This is a genomic window from Pseudomonas sp. R62, assembly GCF_000257605.1.
In the GTDB taxonomy this organism is placed as follows: Bacteria; Pseudomonadota; Gammaproteobacteria; order Pseudomonadales; family Pseudomonadaceae; genus Aquipseudomonas; species Aquipseudomonas atacamensis.
Map to the genome: position 1 here is coordinate 549,705 of NZ_JH635998.1, position 4,040 is coordinate 553,744.

A 4,040-nucleotide genomic window follows, 5' to 3' on the forward strand; every position below is an offset into this window, starting at 1 on the left:
TATCGACCTGTGTCTTCGGCCGCTATCGATGAACGCTGTTGCAGCGAATCCCAGCCCAGACAGGCCAACGCCAAAGAACGTGGCACTGCTTCACGCCCATTGCTGTAACGGCTGATGCTGCGAGCGCTCACACCGAGCGCTTCGGCCGCATCATTGAGAGAAAGTCCGGTACGGGCGCGCCAATCGATAAAAATGCGCGTGTTCTCATCCTGGGCATTTTGCGCTAGCGCATCCATATACAAGGTGTCTGCACCGATCTGTACGTCGGGTTCAATCCATTCAACGATCCAACCCTCGTCCCCGACTGCGGCAGTCGCAAAGACTTCGCGATCAAGCAGTGGCCGCAGACCTGGATAAGTATGAATATCCGTCCCCAAATCAACTGTCAGTTCCTGACCATTGATAAATGTCAGTGCCAACCTGAAATCTGACAGGACGCGCGCAGATCGCAGACGCGGCCGTTTCATGGGTAACATCGATCTTCTGCCCTTTTTACTAACCGAGTAAGAAAGGCTATCGCCAAATCGGCGATACCGGAATACTGGCCATCCGCCGAGACTGAGTCAACATGTGACGCTCCATTCAGAGACTGAATAAGCCGTCTGCGTTCACAGTCGACCGGCGTGCGCGTTATAGTCGGGCATCCGATTATTTCGCCCCCGCCCTGCCCGTCAGGTCGGCGTTACCGTTCGAGGATTAGCAGATGAAGTTCGAAGGCACCCAGGCCTACGTCGCCACCGATGACCTGAAGCTGGCGGTCAACGCCGCCATCACCCTGGAACGACCGCTGCTGGTCAAGGGTGAACCGGGCACCGGCAAGACCATGCTCGCCGAGCAACTGGCCGAGTCGTTCGGTGCCAAGCTGATCACCTGGCACATCAAGTCCACCACCAAGGCCCATCAGGGTCTGTACGAGTACGACGCCGTCAGCCGTTTGCGCGACTCGCAGCTGGGCAATGAAAAAGTCCACGACGTGCGCAACTACTTGAAGAAAGGCAAGCTCTGGGAAGCCTTCGAGTCCGAGGAGCGGGTGATTCTGCTGATCGACGAAATCGACAAGGCCGACATCGAGTTCCCTAATGACCTGTTGCAAGAACTCGACAAGATGGAGTTCTACGTTTACGAGATCGACGAGACCATCAAGGCCAAGAAGCGCCCGATCATCATCATTACTTCCAACAACGAGAAAGAGCTGCCGGACGCCTTCCTGCGCCGCTGCTTCTTCCACTACATCGCTTTCCCCGACCGCACTACCCTGCAGAAAATCGTCGACGTGCACTACCCGGACATCAAAAAGGACCTGGTCAGCGAAGCGCTCGATGNGTTTTTCGACGTGCGCAAGGTACCGGGCCTGAAGAAAAAGCCTTCGACGTCCGAGCTGGTCGACTGGCTGAAACTGCTGATGGCCGACAACATCGGCGAAGCGGTGCTGCGCGAGCGCGATCCGACCAAAGCCATTCCGCCACTGGCAGGTGCACTGGTGAAGAACGAACAGGACGTGCAACTGCTTGAGCGCCTGGCGTTCATGAGCCGGCGCGGCACCCGCTAAGAGGCCGCTGCCATGTTGCTCAACCTGTTCAACGAAATGCGTGCAGCCAAGGTACCGGTATCGGTGCGCGAGCTTCTCGACCTGATCAACGCGCTGAAACAGCGTGTGACCTTCGCCGACATGGACGAGTTTTATTACTTGTCGCGGGCGATTCTGGTGAAGGACGAGCGCCATTTCGACAAGTTCGACCGCGCGTTCGGTGCCTACTTCAATGGCCTGGAGAAACTCGACGACCACTTGCAGGCGCTGATTCCCGAGGACTGGCTGCGCAAGGAATTCGAGCGTTCGCTGAGCGACGAAGAGCGCGCGCAGATCCAGTCCCTTGGCGGGCTGGACAAGCTCATCGAGGAATTCAAGAAGCGTCTGGAAGAACAGAAGGAACGCCACGCCGGCGGCAACAAATGGATCGGCACCGGCGGCACCAGCCCGTTTGGCTCCGGCGGTTTCAACCCTGAAGGCATCCGGGTTGGCGACGCCGGCAAGCGTCAGGGCAAAGCGGTCAAGGTCTGGGATCAACGCGAGTACAAGAACCTCGACGATTCGGTGGAACTGGGCACGCGCAACATCAAGGTCGCCCTGCGTCGTCTGCGCAAGTTCGCTCGCCAGGGTGCGGCGGAAGAACTCGACATCGACGGCACCATCGACCACACCGCCAAGGACGCCGGCCTGCTGAATATCCAGATGCGCCCGGAACGGCGCAACACGGTGAAGCTGCTGCTGTTGTTCGACATCGGCGGCTCGATGGACGCGCACGTGAAGATCTGTGAGGAATTGTTCTCGGCCTGCAAGACCGAGTTCAAGCACCTGGAGTACTTCTACTTCCACAACTTCATTTATGAATCAGTGTGGAAGAACAACATGCGCCGCACTTCCGAACGCACTTCGACCCAGGATCTGCTGCACAAATACGGCGCCGATTACAAAGTAATCTTTATCGGTGACGCCGCTATGGCGCCTTATGAAATCACCCAGGCTGGCGGCAGCGTCGAGCACTGGAACGAAGAGCCGGGTTACGTGTGGATGCAGCGCTTCATGGAGAAATACAAGAAGCTCATCTGGATCAACCCGTATCCGAAGGACACGTGGGGCTATACCTCGTCGACCAACATCGTCCGCGATCTGATCGAGGATCAGATGTATCCGCTGACGCTGCGCGGGCTTGAAGAAGGGATGCGGTTTCTTTCCAAATGACGACCTGACCGTTCCCATGCTCCGCGTGGGAATGCATCAAGTCACGCTCTGCGTCACAGGGACGCGGAGCGTCCCGGGCGGCATTCCCACGCGGAGCGTGGGAACGATCAACATCTGTGGGAGCGAGCCTGCTCGCGAAGCTTTTAGCGATCTTTGAAGCGCTGCAAATACTCGACATGCTCGCGATGCGCGACGTCCTGCACTACCGGCCTCAATCTCACCTTCGTACCCGGCAAACACTGCGCCAATCGCGCCAGCGCCAGCGGTGTCAACGCACCAAGGCGCGGATAGCCACCAATGGTCTGCCGATCGTTGAGCAACACAATCGGCTGTCCGTCCGGCGGTACCTGCACTGCCCCCAACGGAATCCCCTCGGAGATCATCGGCGCGCCCTGATATTGCAGCGGCGCGCCGAGCAGGCGGATGCCCATGCGGTCGGCGCGACTGTCGATGGTCCAGGTTCTGTTGAACACATCGAACAGGCTCTGCCCGCTGAACTGGCCGATCTGTGCGCCGAGCACCAAGTCCAAAGGCGCGTGCATTTTGAAATCCGGCCGCAGCGCCGAAGGCATTTCGCGCACCGCTGACGCTTCGCCGCTGTAACCGAGCGCCGTCCCTTTGGCGAGCGGAAGGCCCATGCCATCAAGCCCGCCCAACTCTTCTCGCAGCACCGTGGCACTGCTGCCCAGTACCTTGGGCGCAGTGAAACCACCGGGTGCGGCCAAATAAGCCCGGGCGCCGAGCAACGGCTGGGTGAAGCGCAATGTCTGCCCTTTCGCCAACCGGAAACTGCGCCACGGCGCCAGCGGTTGGCCGTCGATCTGCGCGCCGAGATCCGCTCCTGCCAGCGCCAGCAGGCAATCCTCCTCAGCCACCACGGCAAACCCGCCGAGGGTGATTTCAACCACCGCCGCATCCAGTTCATTACCCAACAGCCAGTTGGCCCAGCTCATGGAGCACCAGTCCGCCGCGCCGCCCTGGGTCACGCCCAGATGTCGCACGCCAAACCGCCCGGCGTCCTGCAACAGGCACAGCGGCGTGCTGGCTTCGATCATCAATCGACTCATGCCAGCGCCTCCAGTGGGGTGTCATCGCCGCCCAAGCGTATGAATTCGGCGTGATCGACGGCTTCGAAGCGCACCGTGTCGCCCGGTTGCATCAGGCTGTAGCCGTCGCGATGGCGATCAAACAGTTGCGCCGGGGTGCGCCCGATCAGGTTCCAGCCACCGGGCGAGACCACCGGATAGGCAGCGGTCTGCCGCTCAGCGATACCGACGCTGCCGGCGGCGACTTTCTTGCG

Annotated in this window: 5 protein-coding genes; 2 read left to right on the top strand and 3 right to left on the bottom strand. The window is 59.8% G+C overall.

Features of this window, described 5'->3' with window-relative positions:
* Positions 1-476, bottom strand: a 476-nt coding sequence (locus tag OQK_RS03935) for a helix-turn-helix domain-containing protein (RefSeq protein WP_038860529.1), incomplete at its 3' end; no start/stop codon positions are given.
* Positions 477-703: 227 nt separating this feature from the next.
* Here OQK_RS03935 and OQK_RS03940 point away from each other — a divergent pair.
* Both OQK_RS03940 and OQK_RS03945 read left to right on the top strand, forming a co-directional pair.
* Positions 704-1,549 carry an AAA family ATPase gene (locus OQK_RS03940; RefSeq protein WP_016771217.1) on the top strand — a complete coding sequence of 282 codons (846 nt, stop codon included), beginning with the start codon at positions 704-706 and terminating at the stop codon, positions 1,547-1,549.
* A 12-nt stretch (positions 1,550-1,561) separates the two neighbouring features.
* Positions 1,562-2,740 carry a vWA domain-containing protein gene (locus OQK_RS03945; RefSeq protein ID WP_016771218.1) on the top strand — a complete coding sequence of 393 codons (1,179 nt, stop codon included), beginning with the start codon at positions 1,562-1,564 and terminating at the stop codon, positions 2,738-2,740.
* Between the two features lie 143 nt (positions 2,741-2,883).
* Here OQK_RS03945 and OQK_RS03950 read toward each other — a convergent pair whose 3' ends face one another.
* Together OQK_RS03950 and OQK_RS03955 are read right to left on the bottom strand one after the other, a co-directional pair.
* Positions 2,884-3,807, bottom strand: a complete 924-nt coding sequence (locus OQK_RS03950) for a biotin-dependent carboxyltransferase family protein (RefSeq protein WP_016771219.1) — start codon at positions 3,805-3,807, stop codon at positions 2,884-2,886.
* Positions 3,804-4,040 (bottom strand): carboxyltransferase domain-containing protein (locus OQK_RS03955; RefSeq protein ID WP_038860530.1); only part of this gene is annotated, 237 nt, incomplete at its 5' end. The genes OQK_RS03950 and OQK_RS03955, both read right to left, overlap by 4 nt.